At 32.5% G+C, this 22260-nt stretch carries 4 protein-coding genes; all 4 read left to right on the forward strand.

The annotated features are described in order from the left end of the window. Positions 1 to 9 precede the first annotated feature (9 nt). The 4 genes from ACE939_RS15695 (at position 10) to ACE939_RS15710 (ending at position 22257) form a co-directional block, all read left to right on the forward strand. Positions 10 to 3234, forward strand: a complete 3225-nt coding sequence (locus tag ACE939_RS15695; protein ID WP_378186679.1) for a beta-ketoacyl synthase N-terminal-like domain-containing protein — start codon at positions 10 to 12, stop codon at positions 3232 to 3234. Next, positions 3231 to 6623, forward strand: a complete 3393-nt coding sequence (locus ACE939_RS15700) for an amino acid adenylation domain-containing protein (protein WP_378186680.1) — start codon at positions 3231 to 3233, stop codon at positions 6621 to 6623. The genes ACE939_RS15695 and ACE939_RS15700 overlap by 4 nt, the downstream gene beginning before the upstream one ends. A 103-nt stretch (positions 6624 to 6726) precedes the next feature. Then, the gene (locus tag ACE939_RS15705) at positions 6727 to 11112 is read left to right on the forward strand and encodes a beta-ketoacyl synthase N-terminal-like domain-containing protein (RefSeq protein ID WP_378186681.1); all 4386 of its coding nucleotides are present in this window, start codon (positions 6727 to 6729) and stop codon (positions 11110 to 11112) included. A 6-nt stretch (positions 11113 to 11118) separates the two neighbouring features. Beyond that, the gene (locus tag ACE939_RS15710) at positions 11119 to 22257 is read left to right on the forward strand and encodes an amino acid adenylation domain-containing protein (protein ID WP_378186683.1); all 11139 of its coding nucleotides are present in this window, start codon (positions 11119 to 11121) and stop codon (positions 22255 to 22257) included. The last annotated feature ends 3 nt before the right edge of the window (positions 22258 to 22260 follow it).

Here is a 22260-nt window from a genome sequence, read left to right on the forward strand (position 1 = left end):
CTGGAAAAAATGAAACAAGTTTCTGAAAATGATATTGCTATAATAGGAATGGCTGGTCGTTTCCCTAAAGCAAATAATATAGATGAGTATTGGCAAAATCTTATTAATGGAATAAGCAGTATTTGCAAAGCCGATGAAGAGAATATCCTTGCTTCTGGAATTTCTAGAGATATTTTGAATCATAAACGTTTTGTAAATGCAAGTTCAAGACTTGATGATGCAAAATATTTTGATGCAGATTTCTTTGGATTATCAAATGCAGAAGCGCTACTTATGGATCCTCAAATTCGGTTGTTATTGCAAACAAGTTGGCATGCAATTGAAGATGCAGGATATGATACCAGCCGTCTTGATTTATCTATTGGGAATTTTTGTGGAATGTCAACAAACTCTTATTTGTTACGAACCTTAAACACAAATTCTAAAAAAGAAGTAACAGATCCTTTACTATATAGAATTTTAAATGAAAAAGATTTTTTAGCAACATGGATATCTTATAAACTTAATTTAACGGGTCCAGCAATGAGTCTTCAAACCGCTTGTTCAACTTCATTACTAGCTGTTCATTTGGCGTGCCAAAGTCTATTGAATTATGAATGTGATATGGCTTTAGCTGGAGGGGTGTGTTTTGACTCAGATCAAGGTATAGGTTATATGCATGTACCAGAATCAATATATTCAAAAGATGGTGCCTGTCGTCCTTTTGATAGTGAAGCAAGTGGTACAGTTACTGGTGATGGAGTGGGGAGTATTGTACTAAAAAGAGCATCAGATGCCATAAAAGACAAAGACAACATTTATGCATTAATTAAAGGTACAGCAACTAATAATGATGGAGGAAATAAACAGGGATACACAACTCCAAGTGTAAATCTTCAGCGAGACGTTATTCTGGAAGCTCTTGCGGTTGCAGACATTAACCCAGAGACAATAGGTATGATAGAAGCTCACGGAACAGGGACTTTAATTGGTGACCCTATAGAGGTTTCAGCTCTTTCAGAAGCATTTCGTCAATACACTAAAAAGGATCAATATTGCGCTATAGGCTCGGTAAAAAGTAATATAGGACACTTGGATGCTGCAGCAGGAATAGCCTCAATTATTAAAGCAACTTTATGTGTTAATAAAGGTGCTCTTGTACCTAGTATTAATTTTTCAAAACCAAACCCTACACTACAATTAGATTCTTCTCCTTTTTATGTAAGTCAAAACCATATTCCTTGGTCAGACCATTTTGATATTCGTAGAGCAGGAGTGAGTTCTTTAGGAGTAGGAGGAACGAACGTGCATATAATTGTAGAGGAGCCTCCACAAATAGTCAAACAAGAACCATGTAAGCGACCGTTTGTGATAGCTTTATCTGCACTAAATCAAAAAAGCCTGCATATACAGAAAAAACAACTGGCTGAGCATATTCGTGCAAATCAAGATATATTGCTTGAGGATATTGAATTTACAAGTATATATGGAAGAAAGGTAATGCCTTATCAGTTCAGTGTAGTATGTAACAATAAGGAGGAATTGATAGCTCAATTGGTTGGCAATCAAAATGAAAAATGTTACGAAGGATATGGAAATATATCCGAAGGAGTATTTCTGTTTCCTGGCCAGGGGAGTCAATATCCTAATATGGCGATTGATTTATATCATAATAATGAAGCCGTTAGAAACGATATGGATTATTGCTTTGAATACTTGAAATCATTATATCATATTGATTTTAAAAAAATAGTTTTCTCTGATGATAGTGAAGTATTAAATAAAACAGAAAATACACAAGTATCATTATTTATCATTGAATATTGTCTTGCTAAAGAATTATTAAGATCTGGAGTTACACCAAAAGCAATTATTGGTCATAGTGTAGGAGAATATGTAGCAGCCTGTATTGTCGGTTGTATTGCATTAGAAGATGCTTTAAAACTAGTGTATCATCGAGGAAGACTAATGGGTGTGATGCCAAAAGGAGCTATGCTTTTAGTTCAGTTGACACAAAGTGAACTTAATCCCTTATTATTAGATACAATAGCTATTAGCGTATTTAATACTCATGATAATTTTGTTATTGGTGGTACAGAAGAAGATATTCGACAACAAAGTATGCTATTTGATATTAATAATATCAAATATAGAGCATTAAAAGTATCACATGCATATCATACCCAAATGATGAGTGATGTACTGGATGATTATGAAAAAATCTTATCAGAGGTCGAGTTTAAACATTTTAACACTAAGGTGTTTTCAACATGTACAGGGAATTTGATAGAACCGCAATTATTCTGTTCAAAGCAATATTGGTTAGATCAGATAATACATCCCGTAAAATTTGTAGATGCAGTTGAGCATATCACTGATTATTTTTCAAATCCAACTTTCATCGAGGTTGGTCCAGGTAATGGATTGTCTTCCTTTATCAAAACAATCTTTAATCAACAAGTAAGTACAGTTAATTTGCTTCCAAAAGCATCAATCAAAAATAATTCTTTACATAATTTTCATGAAGGAAAGGCACTCCTTTGTGCAAAAGGATTAGTATTTGATTTACCCGAAACACATGAAGGAAAAAGAATTTCCTTACCAGGTTATGCTTTTTCCAAAAACAGTTTTTGGAAACCTAAAATCAATATTAATTATAATGATTTTAGAGAAATAAAAGAATCTTACCATCATACAAATGATAAATACTTAAGTGACAGATTAAGATCTTCTATTGAAATTGAAATCAATAACAAAAATGAAATTTCGGATGAGTTATTAAACAACTTAAGTGACTTGCACAAACAATATATAAATGATGTTAAAAAACTTTGTAGACTCAAAGATGAAAATTTATATAATGTAATCGAAGTATTATATGATGATACTTCATTAAACAAAGAAGAAAATTCATTAACAAATGGTATAGAATTCAATAACAAAAGAAATGTTGGTAATGTTTTTGTCGAACCAATAACAGATATCGAGAAAAGCATTGCAGAGCATTGGGGTAGCGTTCTGGGGTATCATCCGGTAGGTATTTTAGATAATTATTTTGAGGTTGGAGGTAATTCTTTGTTGGCTACCAAATTAATGACCCAGTTGTCTGATGAGTTTGAAATTGAATTATCATTTAGAGAATTATCAGAATGCTTAACGATAAAAGAACTTGCAGGTTTGGTTAAATCAAAAAAGGAAATCCTTGAATTAGTTGAAAGTATTGAGATAGAAAATGATGATTATATTGAGTTATGAATGTAGAGAGGTTATTTAAGAGTCTTATAGATAGTAATGTAAAACTTTCTGTTAAAAAGGGAAAACTTTTATGTCAATTGCCAGAAAATGGTATTGATGAAGATTTACTTCATCAGCTCAAAACATATAAAGAAGAAATCAAACAAATCATTGAGAATACCAAAAAATCAAAGTTAAGGAGGTTACCGATAATAAAACGCCAAATGGATGTGTTTCCGAAACGACTTTCATATGCACAACAACGATTGTGGGTTTTGGATCAAATAGAAGGAAGTGCTCATTATAATATTTCAAATGCATTACTTCTTGAAGGAAAACTAAATATTGAGATATTTAAAAAAGCATTTGATACTATTGTTGAACGTCATGAAATATTAAGAACTACATACGAATTAGACCAAAATGGAGAAGTATATCAAGTAATACAAGCTGTAGAACCTTTACAAATATGGCAAGTAGACCTACGTAGTCTTAGCAAAGAAGAACAGGATAACAAAATTAAACAAATTCAGGAGGAAGAGTCGAAATTAGCTTTTGATTTAAAAAATGATATTTTACTTCGAGTAAAACTCATTCAAATTAAAGATACAATTTTTGTAGTTTTAGTGACCATGCATCATATAGCTACTGACGGTTGGTCAATTGGCATATTAATAAAAGAATTTAGTGCTCTTTACACATCTTTTTACAAATTAGAAAAGAGTATACTACCAGAGTTAGAGATTCAATACTCAGACTATGCACTTTGGCAACAGGAACAGTTAAGTGGAGAAACGTTAAAAAAGTTAAAAGATTACTGGACAAATCAATTATCTGATTTGCCAACAATACACAGTTTACCTCTTGATTATATAAGACCTAAAGTACAAACCTTTGAAGGGAAAACAATATATTCAAAGATTAATGTAGAAACCTTAAATAGATTAAAAAAGATATGTGATAAACACGGTACTACATTATTTGCAGGGTTATATTCTGTTTTTACTGTCTTGTTAAGTCGTTATAGTAATGAAAGAGATATTGTATTAGGAACACCCATTGCGAATCGAGAACAATTAGAGGTAGCAAACCTTATTGGTTTTTTTGTAAATATGTTGGTTTTACGAAATCAATTGTCTTCGAATATTAATTTTGTTCAATTGATTAATCAAAGTAAACAAATGTTATTTGATGCATACTCAAATCAACAAATGCCATTTGATATGCTGGTATCTTCACTTCAACCTGAACGAAACCCAAGTTATAGCTCCCTTTTTCAAATCATGTTTGTTTTTCAGAATAATGAAAAAACCAAAATAGAATTACCAGAATTATCCTTAAGTCAAATAGAGCAATCTAAACCATTTGCGATGTACGATTTATCTTTAACTATTGACAAAAATGATGATGGTTTATTTTTAAGTTGGGAGTATAACACGAGTGTTTTTAATGTTTCGACCATAAAAAGAATGTCTAATCATTTCGAACAATTATTCCAATCCTTAGTAGGAAAGCCTCTAGAGGATGTAAGTAAGATAAACATGATAAATGAAGAGGAAAAACAACTTGTATTAGAAGGTTTTAATCAGACAAGAGAAGCGTATCCAGAAAAAAATACAATATTGGATTTGTTTTCTAAGCAGGTCAAAGAGATTCCTAATAATATAGCAGTAAAGTATAAAGATAGTTCTTATAGTTATATAGAATTAGAAGAATTGTCAAATCAGTTTGCAGCTTATCTAAAAACTGTTTGTAATGTAGTAGCAAATGATTTTATAGGCATACAATTGGAAAGAAGTGAACGGATGTTGTTATCGATTATTTCTATTTTAAAATCTGGTGCCGCCTATGTCCCAATAGGAGTTGATTATCCATTAGAGCGTGTAAGATATATCGTTGATGATACAAATATGAAGATGTTGATAAATGAAGAGGAGATCTCAAATTTTTTTAAGGTACAGCATACATATTCTAGTAAGAGTTTGCTATTAGATTCAAAACCTAGTGATTTGGCATATTGTATTTATACTTCGGGATCTACGGGGGTACCAAAAGGAGTATTAAATCAACATTCAGGGTTATTCAATCGGTTGGTCTGGATGAAAGAATATTTAGGAGTATCAAAAGATGATATTTTTTTACAAAAGACACCATATACATTTGATGTTTCTGTATGGGAATTTTTATTACCGATGATTACAGGTAGTAGATTAGTTATAGCAGAACCAGAAGGGCATAAAGACCCAGAATATTTGAAAGAGGTTATAGATACCGAAAAGGTTAATATTATTCATTTTGTTCCATCGATGTTTGGTGTTTTTCTACAGTTTTATAAAAACAAAGGTGTTTCACGTATTAAGCATATTGTTTGTAGTGGCGAAGAGCTACCAGCTCAAATGATTAATCAATCAAAATCACTATTTACTGCTACTCGAGTTCATAATTTTTATGGTCCAACAGAAGCAGCTATAGATGTTACCGCAATAGATGTTACTGATTTGGATATATCAAAAGGTGTGAGTATAGGTAAACCAGTTGCGAATACAAGAATTTATATAGTTGACGAGAACCTTAATCTACAACCAGTAGGTATTCCTGGAGAACTATTGATTTCAGGAGTACAAGTTGCCAAAGGGTATTTGAATTTGGAAGAATTAACCAAGCAAAAATTTATTGCAGATCCATTTATTACAGGAGAACGTGTGTATAAAACAGGAGATATAGCTGTTTGGGAACCAGACGGGACTATCAAATATCTAGGAAGAAAAGACATTCAGGTCAAAATACGAGGTAATCGAATAGAATTAGGTGCTATTACTTCTAAATTATTAGAAAAATCTGATATAAAAGATGCTATTGTAATAGTTAACAAGAAAGAAGATTCTAATTCTGATCTGGTGGCCTATATCGTTTCAGATACAACTCAAAACTCTACTGAATTACGTTTGTTTTTGTCAGGAACACTCTCTGATTATGAGATTCCCTCTCAATATATACAATTACAAAAATTACCATTAACATCAAATGGAAAAATAAATACGAAAGAATTACTCCAGTCAGATTTCGATGTTTTGAAAAGTGGTATCATTTTTACAGCTCCTGAAAATGAATTGGAAGAAAAACTAACTGAAATCTTTGCAGAGGAACTTAACCGGGATAAAGATGAAATAGGGACACATGATAATTTCTTCGATCTAGGAGCTAATTCTATTAAGCTAATTAAAATATTAAGTAAAATTAATCAAGAATTTGAAACGGAAATAAAACCAATGATGATGTTTCAATATGCGACAATTAATGACTTCGCGATTAATGTTTTAAATGGAGAAGGAGTAGATGAGGGAGATAAAGAAGAAGATCTTTTTATTTCGGATGATATGGATAGTATAATTGACCTGATGGAAGGGTAATCACTTCACAATTAATTTTTATAGTACTAGAATTATAAGCAAAAGGGCTGTTTTCTTAATAATGAGGAAAATAAGCTGGGTGTATTATTATATCAAATAATTAATGAAAAAAACAAACTCAATAAAAGATATAGCCATTGTTGGTATGTCTGGAAAATTTGCTCAATCCGAAGACATTGAAACTTTCTGGGAGCATTTGATTAAGGGGCAAGAATTGGTCAGATTTTATGATCCTAAGGAACTTCAAGAATTAGGAATTGCAGACGAGCTAATAAAAAATCCAAACTATGTTTTTGCAAACTCATTGATAAATAATCCCGAAAATTTTGATTATAATTTTTTTGGATACACCAAAGCAGAAGCTGAAATTATGGATCCTCAAATTAGGCTTATGCATGAGTATGTATGGTTAGCTCTTGAAGATGCAGGTTGTAACCCCGAAAATTATGTTGATAAAATAGGATTGTACTTAGCGGCTTCGGATAATATTAATTGGAGAGCACATACACTTATGAATCCGAATGAGGAAGTTAGTGATTTTATGGCTACAAGATTAGCTAATAAATCATTCATAAGTACTTTGATTTCGTATAACCTAAACCTAAAAGGACCTAGTTTATATCTTGATACCGCTTGTTCAAGTTCTTTGACATCAATTCATTTAGCATGTAGAAGTTTGTTAATGAAGGAATGCTCAATAGCCCTAGCTGGAGCTTCTAGTATTCTTACAACTAAAGGTTTGGGGTATATGTATGATGAAGGCATGGTATTCTCAGAAGATGGGCATTGTAGAACATTTGATAAAGAGTCGACAGGAACTTTTTTCGGAGAAGGAGTCGGAGTTTTAGCCTTAAAAAGACTTGGAGATGCTATAGAGAATAATGATCATATTTATGCTGTAATTAAAGCTACGGCGGTAAATAACGATGGAAATAGAAAAGTAGGATATACCGCACCTAGTATTATTGGTCAAGCCGAATGCATAAAATTAGCACAAAGAATAGCCGGTCTTCAGCCAGAAGATATCGGTTACGTTGAAGCCCATGGGACCGGAACAAAATTAGGGGACCCAGTAGAGATTGAAGCCTTAAATAAAGCATTTAATTATAACACAAAGCATCGTTGTGCTATAGGTTCTGTTAAATCTAATTTAGGACATTTAGATGCTGTAGCAGGAATTGTTGGTGTAATAAAAACAGCAATGGCATTGAAAAACAAAATGTTACCGCCATCGATAAACTACCATAACCCTAATCCCGATATAGATTTTCAATCTGGCCCCTTTTATGTCAATACTAAACTAAAAAAAATAAATAATAAAGAAGGAGAATTATTTAGAGCAGGAGTAAGTAGTTTTGGAATAGGAGGAACAAATGCACATATTATTTTAGAAGAGTTTCCTATAAATGACTCAATATCAAAAAGGGAAAAAGAAGCAAATTTATTATTGGTATCTGCAAAAACTAATACAGCACTATCTAATAACATAAAAAAGCTTTGTAATTATATTAGAAATAAAGATACTGTATGCTTACAAAACCTTACAAACACCTTACAATTAGGAAGAAAGCATTTTAATCATAGATGTTTTTTGGTAGTCAATACCAAAGAGGAAGCAATCGATAAATTGGAAACAATGATAGATCGACCAAGTTTCCACAATTTTTATAAAAAAAAGAAAACTGTTTTTATGTTTTCTGGTGGAGGAAGCCAGTATTATAGGATGGCATATCAATTATATCTAAAAGAACCTATCTTCAAGGAGATAATGGATCACGGATTTGAGTTGATAATGAAATATACCCAAAAAGATATCAGATATGTACTTGGCTATTTAGAAAAAGAAGATGTTTCAGAAAGTGTGAATGATATAGAAAACATGTTGCCTATTCTTTTTATAGTTGAGTATGCCTTAGCACGCTTGTTGATGAGCTTGGGTATTCAGCCAGATTATATGATAGGGCATAGTTTAGGAGAATATATAGCAGCTTGTATTAGTGAGGTATTTACATTCGAAGATGCTTTGAAAATTGTTATCAAAAGAGGAGAGTTAACAGCTAAATTACCAGAAGGAGCAATGGTTGGTATTGAGATATCTGAAAATCAGGTAAAACCTTATCTTACAGAGAGGTTATCTATAGCAACTATAAATATGGAGGATTCTTGTGTGATTTCGGGAGCAAAAAATGATATACAAGAATTTATAAAAATATTAGAAAAAGAATCAATTAATTATACAGAATTGAAAATTTCGATAGCAGCACATTCTACCTTGTTAGATGAGATTCTTGATGAATATAGAGCTGTGATAGATACGATTAAATTATCTCCTCCAAAAATTCCTTTTATATCTAATTTAAGTGGAGAAGAAGTAAAAGCTAATGAGGTTACTTCTTCAGAGTATTGGGTGAAACACCTAAGGCATACAGTAAACTTTCTAAAAGGAATTAGTTGGATATTGAATAAGGTAACTGCAAATTATATAGAAATTGGCTCTGGAGGGATTTTAACATCTTTCTTAAAACAAAATAAATTTTTTCAAAAAGACAATTATGGAATCAATATACTTAGACACCCTAAGGAACAACACGATGATCATGAATACTATCTAAAAGTAATAGGTAAGTTATGGCAAAAAGGAGTTGAAATAGATTGGGGTAAGTTTAATGATAAGAAGAGTCTTAATAAAATTTCAATTCCTGGATATGCTTTTGACAAAACTAAAATAAGGGTAAAAGTCAACCCATTCAAACAAATAACTAGTGATAGTGGGTTTGTTAACAATAGATCGGCAAATCTGGCAACTTCATTTCATATAAAGAACTGGAAAAAGACTTTACTTCAATCCAAAGAAGAATTTAAAGATGATTTAAAATACTTTATGGTATTTGTAGAAGAAACCCCTTTGATTAATAGGTTGTTGGAAGTTCTAGATGAGAAAATTAAACTTATAAAAGTATACAAAGGAGATGAATATAGGGAATCACAAAATGTGTTTACAATTAATCCTTTTGACAAGAATCAATACGAGAGATTATTCGCGGCTTTAGATGATGAAAATGTAGAAATATCTCAAGTTATTTATGCTTGGGATTTTTATGATAATGAAGATGTTTTTAAATTATGTATTCCTGTAATGCATTTGAGTCAAGCACTAATTGTAAACCAGTCAATAAGTTTTAAAAAAGCAACATTTTTAGGAAGTTTAGGAAAAAATGTGTTAGGCAGTGAACAACCAAATATTTCATTTCACTTAGCCGAAAAAACCATGAGAGTAGTTATAAAGAATAACTCCAATGCACATGTTTGTAGTTTGGACGTAGATACCTATATAATTTCAGAAAAAAGAGATGACAGTATAGTGAATGATATCCTGTACAATTATTGTGATTGTGATATTGCTTATAGGAATGAAAAAAGATGGCTTTCATTTTATGAGAGAGTTTCGATAGCTACCGATGGAAATCTGAAAAGATTAGGAGACAATAAAAATTATTTGATTATTAACGGCTTAGGGAAGAAAGGGATTGGGCTTTTGGAATATTTGAGTAACACCTACCAAGCAAATATTATTGTGACAGATCACTTTAAAGAGGAAGCAATAGCGGAAGAGACTAAAATAAAATTTGATAAACTAAAAAATAATCAAAAAAACATACAGTATTATACTTTAGACCCCAGTGAATCAGAAGAAACTAAGGAATTGGTAAGTTCAATAGAAGAAAATTTCGGAGAAGTTTCAGGTATTATTTATCTGAGTAAAGAAAATGAAATTTCAGATTTATCTGATTTAAATAATTTAATTGATCTGCAGATAAGAAAAATACGTCCGGTCCAAAATTTATATGAATTATTTAAAAACAAAGTCCTTGACTTTATATGGATTCCTACAAGATTATCCTCAGAGGTAAATCGTTTAAATGAGAATATTTATTTTGACACTTATGCCAATTTACTTTATGAAATGAATTCAGATAAACTGGATTATTGGATTTCTGTAGCTTTTGATGACGTACATAAAGAATCTGATTCTTCGACAATTATTTCAGAGTTGTTTGAATTATCTGTAAATAATAAACTTGATGAGACGGTAGTCTCTTTCGAGAACATAGAAAACATAGGAAACAAAGAAAAGGAATGGTCTGATTTTGATGATGAGGATGAAAATGGCATGTCAAAAATTGATGATGAGTTACAATATAATTATGTAGCTCCTGAAACTTCACTTGAAACTGAACTCTGTGGTTCATGGCAAACTCTTTTGGGGTTCGAGAGAATAGGTGTTGAGGATAGTTTCTTTGAATTAGGAGGTAATTCACTAAAAGCTATGACCCTATTAAAAAGGATTCAAAAACAATATGGCGTTCAAATTTCCCTCAAAGATTTCTTTGCAAAGTCAACAGTAAAATTATTATCAGAAGAGATTGATATAGCTGTACTATTGAGAAAAAAACAAACTAGAAAAGAAACAAAAATACTAAAAATATAAGCTCCTATGAATATAAATAAGTTACTTACAGAACTTAATGAATATGATATTTTTCTCTCCATAGAAGGAGAGGACTTACTCTTAAATTATGAGGGAGACGAAATATCTGAGCTGCTTTTAGGAAAGATAAAAAGCAATAAGAAAGAGTTGGTGGCATACTTGAAAAAGTATGCTGATCAAGAAGAAGTGTTGGATATTCAAGTTGTTGAAAAAAAGGAGTATTACCCTCTGTCTTCTTCCCAATATAATTTATGGATTTTGAGTCAGTTCCAGAAAGGCTCAGCAGCATATAATATGGCTTATTCTGTTAGGTTGAAAGGTGGGTATGATATTCCCAATTTTAAGCGAGCTATTTGGAGTGTTTTGGAGCGCCATGAAATCTTGCGTACTATTTTTTGGGAGGATTCGGAAGGACAAGTATATCAAAAAGTTTTGGATACATCTGAACTTGGTTTTGAGATTGGGTATGAAAATTATACTGAAGAAGAGGAACCCGAAAAATGTGCAGTTGAGTATATACAAAATGATTTTTATTTGCCCTTTGATTTGCGGAAAGCACCCTTGTTAAGGGTTTGTTTATTGCAGCTGTCTGATTCAGAGTATATTTTTCATTATAATAAACACCATACTATAACCGATGGATACTCTATGAATGTTTTGGCACGTGATGTATTGGCCTATTACAAACATTATACAGAAGAAACACCATTAGGGCTTCCAGAATTACGGATACAATACAAAGATTATGTGGTTTGGCAACAAAATCAACTAGAGACAGAAGCATATAAAGAACATAAAAAGTATTGGATTAACAAACTCTCTGGAAGTTTACCTGTACTGGCTTTACCAGCTTATAAAAAACGTCCTTTGGTGAAAACCTATAATGGTCGACAAGTGAGTACTTACTTGAGTAAAAAAGACACGGAAGGTATACGAGCTTATATAAAAGAAAAAGGAGGAACCATGTTCATGTTTTTATTAGCCTCCTTAAAAGTCTTGTTGCATCGTTATACTGACCAGGAAGATATTATAGTAAGTAGTCCGATAGCAGGAAGAGATCATCCCGAATTAGAAAATCAGATCGGGTTTTATGTAAATACTTTAATTTTAAGAAGTACGATAACTGCTAATTTATCCTTCGATGAATTTTATGAACAGGTGAAACAAGATTTATTAGATGCTTACACACATCAGATGTATCCTTTTGGCCAATTATCCGAAGAGCTAGGTTTAAATAAAAATTCAAGTAGAAATGGATTATTTGATATAAGAGTTATACTACAGAATACTGCTGATAATACTGGGGCTAAAGTGCTTCCAGAGGAGGTAAGTACTCTTAAGGATCATGGAGCATCAATGGCTAAATTTGATACATTATTTATTTTCGAAGAAGTTGGAGACCATATAAAATTCGAACTGACTTTTAATACGGATGTCTATGACTATGATATGATCTCAAAATTGATGAATCATTATTTGGAACTGGTTAATAGAATTATAGAAAAAACCACTATTGATATTGGTGAATTAGAATATCTAACGGAGCAAGAACAATTTGAATTGTTAAATAGATTTAATCATAAGGATGGAGCTTATTTAAAGGATAAGACGATTATAGATTTATTTGAAGAACAAGCATCCAAAACGCCAGATGAAGTGGCTGTAATATCTGGAAATGATAGATTGACTTATCAAGAGTTGAATGAGCGCTCTAGTCAACTAGCGAATTATTTACAAGAACAATTTGAAATAGCACCTAATGATCTTGTAGGTCTCATGGCAGCTCCTTCATGTTGGTCAGTTGTATCTATTCTTGCTATTATAAAATCTGGTGCTGCTTATGTGCCTATCGATCTGGATGCACCAACAGAAAGAATACAATATGTTATAGATGACACCAAAGTTAAAGCTTTAATTATTTTTTCAAAAGATCAGAAGAAATTCGAGAATTATATTGTGAATACTTTGGTTATTGATCACGTATGGGAGAGGATAAAAGATACTAAAGAAATGGTAGTCTTGGACAAACTCCAACCTGAAAATTTGGTGTATGTCATTTATACTTCAGGCTCTACAGGCCAACCTAAAGGAGTAATGATTACTCATGTTAATTTGATAGATTATGTAAATGGACTTTTTGAATATACAGATATTGAATCTTCGAAAGGGTTTGCGCTTATGTCTAATATTGCTACTGATCTAGGTAACACAGTTCTTTATGGTTCATTACTTTCAGGCGGAACACTTCATTTACCATCAAAAGAAATCCTGCGTAATGCTGATGATATTCATGAATATTTTGACACTTATTCAATTGATTGTATTAAAATAGTACCATCGCATTGGAAAGCTTTAGTTAAGGGAAATGATTTCCTATTACCAAATCGAATGATCGTTTTTGGAGGAGATACTCTACCTGTTGTTTATATTGAGGCAATTAAAAAACAGAACTCTGAAGTAGAAATTATTAACCATTACGGTCCTACTGAAACTACTATTGGAAAACTTTTAATCAACGTTGATAGAAATACCGATTATCAGACAATCCCTATTGGGAAGCTATTTTCTCAGACTTCTGTTTATGTAGTGAATCAACAATTTAATCTTTGTCCGGTAGGAGTTTCTGGAGAACTATTAATTGGTGGGAAAGGCGTCGCTAAAGGTTATCTCAATAAGCCAGAATTAACAAAAAAACAGTTTATTCAAAATCCTTTTTCAGAAACCAAAGAAAAACTGTATAAAACAGGGGATTTAGTAAGAATGTTACCAGATGGGAATATTGAGTTTCTAGGCAGAAAAGATAATCAAGTGAAAATCCGTGGCAATCGAATAGAACTAGGAGAAATAGAAAGCACCTTGTCCTTGAAGAAAGGAATAGATACGATTTTTGTACTGGCTAAAGAACTTGATTCTGGAGATAAGGAGTTAGTAGCTTATTATAAAAGCTCAGAACCCATAGAGGGAGCAGATTTACGATCTTATGTACAAGATCGATTGCCCGCTTATATGGTGCCTACTTACTTTGTGTATTTGGAGGAAATACCATTGACTTTAAATGGTAAGGTTGATAAAAGAGCCTTACCAGATCCAGAAGTAAGTTTATCTACTGAATTGGAATATATAGCTCCTCGGAATAATGAAGAGCAAGCTCTAGTAGAAGTATGGGAATCCGTATTGAAGCGAGAAGAAATAAGTATTACAGATAATTTTTATGACTTAGGAGGTGATTCAATAAAGAGTATATTGATCGTTTCTAGATTGAAACAAAAAGGGTATGCATTAAAGGTGTCAGATTTGATGCAAACACCTGTCTTATCGAAGTTGTCTGGAAAATTAACTCGGACCAATCGAGTAATAAATCAGTCTATAGTAAAGGGAAATGTTTTACTAACACCTATTCAAGAATCATTTCTATCTTCTGATTCGTATGTGGATAAATCTCATTATAATCAATCAGTGGCATTAGAAAGTACTTCCTCAATTGATTTTAATTTGTTGGATAAAAGTTTAGAATATTTAGTAAAGCATCATGATACATTGAGGATGGTTTATAAAAATGAAGGAGGAAAATGGTATCAGGAAAATATGGGCTTGAACCAAAAAAAATACTCATTAGATTTTTATGACTTGTCCGATTCACATGACTACCAGTTTGAGATGACTAGATTGTGTGATATTTTACAATCAGACATAAACTTGGAGCAAGGGCCTTTGATAAAAGCAGCTTTATTTAAATTAAAGGATAAAGATTGTATTATATTAATTATTCATCATTTAGTTGTAGATGGAGTTTCCTGGCGCATCTTATTAGAAGATTTGGGTAGTGTATACGAAGGTCTTCAGCAACAAATAAAAATTACTTTACCTAAAAAGACAGATTCTTTTCAACGCTGGGCATCTTTGCTTAATGAATATGCAACTAGCGATCAATTAAACATGGAACGATCCTACTGGGAAGATGTTTTATCTTCAGATATATTACCTATTTATCAAGATGATGTTTCCATAGATTTAAGTAAAGGAAAGATAAAGAGTTCTCATTTTTCTTTAGAAAAAGAAATCGTGGAATTACTGCAAACCAAGGCACATCGAGTCTATAATACAGAGATCAACGATGTTTTATTGGCAGCATTAGGAATCAGTATCCAAAGGGTATTCGGAAATGACAGTGTCGTTTTAGACCTAGAAGGTCATGGTCGAGAAGGAATTATTGATGGGATAGATATTACCCGGACTGTAGGTTGGTTTACGAGCTTGTATCCTTTTGTTTTAAAGGTCAGTAAAGATACTTCCGATTTTACTGCTTCTTTAATAGAAGTAAAAGAGTCACTACGAAAGCTTCCTAACAAAGGAATTGGATATGGAATTTTACGTTATTTAGGAGGTGGATTTGAGAATGAATTGAGATCGAGTATTGTTTTTAATTATTTGGGAGATTTTGGAAATGCTATTGAACGTACAGAAGATAAAGATGAAATATTATTTGGTTATTCCAGTGAATATAAAGGGGTCGAATCTTCCAAGAAAAATAATAGTTTAGGTAAAAGATTGAGTATAGCGGGGATTCTTGTAGGCGGAGTATTAGAAGTCGAAGCCAAGTTTAATGATGCTGTTTACGCAGGACAACAAATTTCTGATTTAATGGAATCGTATAAATTTGTTTTGAGAGAAATAATTTCACAATTGAGTGAAGAAAAATGGTGTTATTTAACCCCAAGTGATTTGACTTACAAAGATTTATCCCTTTCAGAACTATCGGACCTAAATAAGGATAATAATATAGAGGATGTATACACTCTTTCTCCTTTACAGGAAGGCCTTTATTACCATTGGGTGTCTGGTAATGAAAAAACTACCTATTGTGCTCAGCGTAGTTGTCGATTGCGAATGCCTGAAGTTACCTTGAGTAATATTCGTAAAGGTTATGAATTGTTGATTGCCCGTCACTCTGTTCTTCGCACGGGTTTTAGTACTTCTTATGGGACATTATTACAAATTGTCCGTAAGGAAATTACGGATACATTTGTTTATGAGGATATATCTGCTATGGCTTCAAGTGGATCATTAGAACTATATATTTCTGACTTTAAGCTAAAAGATAAAAATCGTGGATTTAGTATACAACAAGATTCATTGATGCGATTGAGTGTTCTGGATATAGGAAATGGAGAATATGAATTTATATGGAGTAACCACCATATTCTGATGGACGGTTGGTGTAGTAGTATTTTGATAAATGAATTTTATCAAATATTAATTTCCTTAGAAACAGAACGTACAATATCGCTGCCAGAAGTTATTCCGTATTCCTCTTACATAAAATGGCTAGAAAGTATAAATAAAGTATCCAATAAATCATATTGGAGAAATTATTTGTCTGATTATAGAGAAAAAGCTTCGATCCCATTTAAAAGATTAAGAGTTCCTTCTCAAAATTACTTAGGGAAACAGGAAGTCTTAAAAATCGAAGCTTCTCAGTTAGAAAAACTTAGGAAAATATGCGTACAGTATAACGTCACTGAAAATATTTTTATGCAAAGTGCATGGGGGTACTTGCTTTCTAAATATAATAATGTAAAGGATGTTGTATATGGTTCTGTTGTTTCAGGGCGTCCTGGGGCTATAGATGGAGTGGAGGATATGGTGGGATTGTTTATAAATACAATACCCGTTCGTATTAATTATGATAATAATATGACTGTTTCAGATTTGCTTAGTAAACGACTAGAAGATTCGATAGCAAGTTTGGATCATCATTATTTAAATTTATCAGAAGTGCAATCTGAGAGCGTATTGGGGAATGATTTGTTGGACCATATTTATGTATTTGAGAATTATGCAGAAAACGAGTTAGAAGAAGATTTTGTTAATGCAAATAAAGAAAAATTATCTGTGGAATCAGGTCAGAATTTTATCGAAACCCATTATGATTTTAATGTTTTAATAGTCCCTACAAATGATTACATAGAAATTAGACTTAGATACAATGGAAATATATACTGCCGTCAAAATATCATTCAAATACGAGATCATTTAAAGCATATATTATCTAGTTTTGTAGAAGATCCTCAAATGCTTTTAGAGGATGTATCATATTTAACAGAATCAGAGCTATTAAAAGTATTAAACGATTTTAATGGTACAGAAATACGCTATCCAAAAAATAAAACAATCTTGGATTTATTTAAGGAACAAGTGGATGCAAACCCTGATAAAATAGCGGTAGTTTTTAAAGGTGTTGAATTGACCTATAAAAAACTAGATGAACGTTCTAATCAACTATCTAATTATTTAAAAAACAAATATTTAATAGAAATAAATGACCTAGTAGGTATAAAACTAGAGCGCAGCGAATGGATGCTTATAAGTATTCTGGGGGTTTTAAAAAATGGTGGAGCTTATGTTCCTTTGGATGTAAAGTATCCTGAAGAGCGAATTCAATTCATTCAAAAAGATAGTAATTACAAAGTATGTATAGATCAAGGGTTTATTAACTGTTTTGAATCAGAGAAGGAAGAATATAGCAAATCCGAAGTAGAAGGGCAAGTACAAGAATCAGGTTTGGCCTATGGAATTTATACCTCTGGTTCAACGGGTAAACCCAAAGGAGTAATAAATGAACATGCGGGACTTTACAATAGATTGTTATGGATGCGTGACGACTTTAAAATCAGTGAAGCAGATGTTATTTTACAAAAAACACCTTATACTTTTGATGTTTCGGTATGGGAACTACTTATGCCTTCTATTACAGGATGCTGTTTGGTTTTTGCAAAACCCGAAGGGCATAAGGATCCGGAATATCTTCAACAAATCATAAAAGAATCGAAAGTAAGCATTATACATTTCGTACCATCGATGTTGGGTGTTTTTCTTGAAAACCTTGAGCCAGAAAGCTGTAGGACTTTACGTCATGTTGTATGTAGCGGAGAAATCTTACTTAGTAACATGGTGGAAGAATTTAAAGAAAAACTACCATGGGTTCGAATTCATAATTTGTATGGTCCTACAGAGGCAGCAATAGACGTTACTTCGATTGATTTAACGGATGTAAACACTAAAGAAAAAGGTGTAAGTATAGGTAAACCAGTAGCTAACACAAGGATTTATATTGTGGATAAGGATTTGTCACCGCAATCGATAGATGTACCTGGTGAATTGTTGATAGGAGGTATTCAAATCGCACAGGGGTATTTGAATCGTCCAGATCTTAATGTGGAAAAATTTATTCCAAGCCCATTCACTAAGGGAGAACGAATATACCGTACAGGAGATTTAGCTAAATGGCTTTCCAATGGAGAAATTGCCTATATAGGAAGGATAGATGATCAGGTAAAAATACGCGGTAATCGAATAGAGTTAGGAGAGATAGAAAGCAAGATGCAATCCTCTGGATATGTAGATAATGCAGTTGTATTGGTAAGAGGAGAAAGTTCGAGGAAATATTTAGTAGGCTATGTGATTGCCAAAGAAGAATATACAGAGGATGCCTTATATGATTATTTGACTACTCATTTACCAGATTATATGGTTCCCAGCCAGATACTGATTCTAGAAGAGCTTCCATTAACATCGAGTGGCAAGGTGGATCGTAAGGTCTTACTTGCTATGGAGGATGATCATGTAGTATCAGATCAATATGTAGCTGCTAGAAATGAGATGGAAGAAGGGTTGGTGCGAATCTGGGAAGAAGTGCTAGAATATGAGGGAGTTGGCGTTCGTAGTAATTTTTTTAGGATAGGAGGAGATTCTATTCTTTCGATACGATTGATAAGTAAGATCAATAAGAAATACAATACAAGCCTCACAATAGCACAGTTATATGAATTAAATACCATAGAAAGATTATGTAAACAGATTGAAGAAGGAACTCTTCTGTTTGCACATAAACAAAGTATTAAGGATGAAATTGAGAAGGATATTCAGGAGTTAAAAGAAAGTGTTCTATCGGAAATTGATGACTCTCACGATATAGAAGATATCTATCCAATGAGTGATATTCAAAAGGGGATGGTAACGCTTTCTAGCTTAAATCCAGAATCAGGAGTATATCACGATCAGTTCATTTTTCAAATTCCAACGATAAATAAAAAATTGTTCAGAGAAGCATTCTCAAAATTGATTTGGAAACATGCGACATTAAGAACTCAATTTAATTTGACATTTTATCAAACACCTATTCAAATCGTAAAGAAGAAGGTAGATTTCACTATTGATTTTAGAAATATTAAAGACTTAGGGACAAAAGAACAAGAAGCATACATACAAAAATATATGCTATCCGAGCGTAGTAAGCCTTTTCAATTTGATTCCGAATTCTTATGGCGGATCAGTTTGTTTGAAGTAAACAATTATGCCAGTATGTTTTTATTTCAATTTCACCATGCTATCCTAGATGGTTGGAGTGTTGCATCTTTAAATACAGAGTTGTTTCAAATTTATAGACAATTGGAAAGTAAGGTTCCTTTAAAAATAGAAGAACTTAAGGTTACTAATAGAGGTGCTATAATTGAAGAACTTTACGATCAAAGGACCCCAGAATTTATTGACTTTTGGAAAATTGAATTGGATGAATACAAAAAACTAGATATTTTTAGAAATGAAAATCAAATATTGACAAATACTTATAGTTTTGATTTCAGTTTCAAATACAGACTAGAAAGTAAGTGTAGAGAAGATTCAATATCTTTAAAGACAGCTGTTTATTCGGCATTTATTTATGCATTAAAAGCTTTAAACTATGAGGACGATTTTGTTGTAGGGATGGTGACAAACAATAGACCTGCAATCGAAGATGGTGACAAATTATTGGGATGTTTTTTAAACACTATCCCTGTTAGAAACAAATTGAACGATGTTCAATCATTATCGTGGACGGATTTTTTTAAAAAAACCGAAAATCATTTAACAAAAATTAAGAAGAATGAACGATTAACATTATATGAAATTTCTAAACTTACAAATGAAGAAACGATAGGGGGATCACCATTCTTTGATGTAATATTTAATTATGTCAATTTTCATATTTATGATTCTCTAGATTTAGAAGCGGATAAGAGTTTCAAAAAATCTCAAGAAGAAGAAATTAATACTGAATCTTTTGAAGCAACCAATACATCGTTAGATTTAACTGTGAACTTGGAAAGCGATTCATTAATACTAAAATACAAGCTAAAAAGAGGATTGAAAAATAATCTAACTTTAGAAAAAATTCACCGCTATGTGGAACAAGGCTTATTGAACTATATAACAAACCTCAAGGATAAGGTTAAAGATACTGAGTTCCTTTCTTCTGAGGAAATTGAATTACTGTCTGGGTTCAATGCAACAGAAACAAAATATTCTGAAAGTACTACGGTATTAGACTTAATGGCGACTCGTGTACAGGAAGAAAGAGATGCACCTGCTGTAAGTTTTGAGGGTAGTACGATGAGTTATAAAGAACTGGATGAACACTCCAACCAATTGGCCAACTATCTAGCAAAGAAATATAAGGTAAAAAAGAATGATCTAGTAGGAGTACAACTGGATCGAAACCGGGAAATGTTAATAGGGATTTTAGGAATTCTAAAAGTAGGAGGCGCATATGTACCTATGGGAATGCAATATCCAAAAGAACGTGTACGGTATATCCAAGAAGATAGTGGTTATAAAGTATGTATAAACGAAAGTTTTCTTGCAGAGTTTAAATCGGTACAGAAAGGGCTAAGTAAAAAAGCATTAACCATTAGAGTAGATGGATCAGATTTGGCTTATGGTATTTACACTTCTGGTTCAACAGGTAATCCAAAAGGAGTAGTAAATGCACATGCAGGACTTTACAATCGTTTACTTTGGATGCGTGATGATTTGAAAATCAATCAAAAAGATGTCATACTGCAAAAGACACCTTACACCTTTGATGTTTCGGTATGGGAGTTATTGATGCCTTCGATTACAGGATGTCATTTGGTTTTTGCAAAACCAGAGGGGCATAAGGATCCAGGTTATCTGCAGCAAATCATAAAAGATTCACAGGTGAGTATTATACACTTTGTTCCTTCTATGCTAAGGGTTTTTCTGGATAATATCAAGCCTGAAAATTGTGGGACTTTACGTCATGTAATATGCAGTGGAGAAGTCTTACCAAGTAGTACGGTAGAAGAATTCAAAGAAAAATTACCGTGGGCTCGAATTCATAATTTATATGGCCCAACAGAGGCAGGTATAGATGTCACTTCGATAGACTTAACGGATATAGACACTGTTAAAGAAGGCGTAAGCATAGGTAAGCCTGTTGCTAATACTAAGATTTATATAGTAGACAAGCATTTATCACAGCAACCTATCGGAGTTCCCGGAGAATTATTGATAGAGGGGATTCAGGTTGCACAGGGTTATTTGAATAGTCCAGATCTTAATGAGGAGAAATTTATCCCAAGTCCATTCACTGAAGGAGAGCGTATATATCGCACAGGCGATTTGGCAAGATGGCTTCCGAATGGAGAGATTGTCTACATAGGAAGGTTAGACAATCAGGTAAAAATAAGAGGAAATCGGATTGAGTTGGGAGAGATAGAAGTCAGGATTCAGTCTTTTAAACATGTAGATAATGCAGCGGTAGTGATAAGGGAATCTGAGAATGGAAATAAATTTTTAGTAGCGTATGTTATTGCTAAAAAAACGTATACAGAAGATAGTATGCGCAATTATTTGACAACTCATTTACCAGATTATATGGTTCCCAGTCCCATATTGATTATAGAAAAATTTCCATTAACATCAAATGGAAAAGTCGATAGAAAAGGTTTTCCAGATTTCGAAAAAGGGCAAATTGTATCAGAGAAATATGTAGCGCCAAGAAATGAAATGGAAGAACGACTGGTAAAAATATGGGAAGAAGTTTTGGATTATCAAGGCATAGGAGTCTGTGACAATTTTTTTAGAGTAGGAGGCGATTCTATTCAATCGATTAGATTGATAGGTCAGATTAATAAGAAGTTTGAGGTAAATCTTACTATTGCTCAATTATACCAATCCAATACTATTGAAGGACTATGTGAGCAGATTGAAACAAATGCAGATTTTGCAGAGGAAAATAAAGAGCTAAGAGAAAATATAAAAGTTTCCTTTGGTAGTTTAATGGACGATGTAATAAATAACTAAAAT

Origin of the sequence: Aquimarina rhodophyticola, from assembly GCF_042434915.1 — a bacterium.
Classification (GTDB): domain Bacteria; phylum Bacteroidota; class Bacteroidia; order Flavobacteriales; family Flavobacteriaceae; genus Aquimarina.